A 1017-nucleotide genomic window follows, 5' to 3' on the forward strand; every position below is an offset into this window, starting at 1 on the left:
CTCCTCGGTGTTCGGGTTGTGGGCGGGCCCGGCGACGCGCGGGGGCGGTGGGGTGCGCGGCGCCGGGGCGGCCGGATGGTGCGGGGGGTGCTGGGGCACCGGAGTGCCGTTCAGGGACCCGTCAGGGACGGGTCGGGGGCGGGTCAGGAACGCGTCAGTTGCGCCAGGTGTCGTTCAGCGTCAGCCCGCCCGATGTGGTGTTCGGTACGGTCGCCGTGCGGTTGGCGCCGCTCTCCCACGTCACGTTCCCGGCCGCGTCCTTGCGGACGTACTTGTAAGCGAAGGACGTACCGGCGGGCAGCGGCACGTTCAGCTTCCACACCGGGTAGGCGGCCGGGTCGAGCTTGAGCGCGGCCCCGGTGTTCCAGGTGCCGAGTTCGGCGCGGTCACCGGTGACGTAGATGTTCTGACCGGGCTGAGTCGTCGCGTTGACGCCGAACGTGACCCCCGACTGACCGGCCGGCGGGTTGCCGCCCCCGCCGCAGTTGCGGGCCCCGGCGTGCAGGGCGACCGCCGTGTTGGCGCCGAGTGTCGCCGTGAACTGTCCGGAGCCGTTCACGGTGACGCCGTTGCCGCTCTGGACGTCGCAGTAGTCACCGGCGGGCAGCGACGTCTGGAAGGTGCGGCTGAGCGAGGAGCCCGTGTAGTTGATGGCGACGTACGCCTTGGAGCCGCGCCCGAAGGCGATCTGGTCGCCGCCGTTGTCCCACCAGTCGGTGACCCCCTGGCCGCGGGCCGAGTTGCGGAAGCCGACCATGGAGGAGATCTCGCGCCAGTCGTGCTGGCACTTCCAGCCACCCGAGTAACAGGCGTTCACGGTGCCGCCGTTGGGCGGTCCGGCGTCGTGGTCGCTGAACTCGTAGCCGGAGTGCACGTCGGGCGAGCCGTAGGGGTAGGCCAGCATGAAGACGTTGGCCAGTGTGTAGGCGGCGCCGTTCTTGTAGTTGAGGGTGTCGCCGCCGCGCTCGGTGTCGTGGTTGTCGACGAAGACGGCGGACTGCCCGGACTCCATGAAGC

General features: G+C 70.7%; 1 protein-coding gene. It reads right to left on the reverse strand.

Features of this window, described 5'->3' with window-relative positions:
- Positions 1–154 precede the first annotated feature (154 nt).
- Positions 155–1017, reverse strand: an 863-nt coding sequence (locus tag ACFXKA_RS43445) for a carbohydrate-binding module family 20 domain-containing protein (RefSeq protein WP_379431976.1), incomplete at its 5' end; no start/stop codon positions are given.

This window comes from Nocardia sp. NPDC059228, from assembly GCF_042754245.1.
Taxonomy (GTDB): Bacteria; Actinomycetota; Actinomycetes; order Mycobacteriales; family Mycobacteriaceae; genus Nocardia.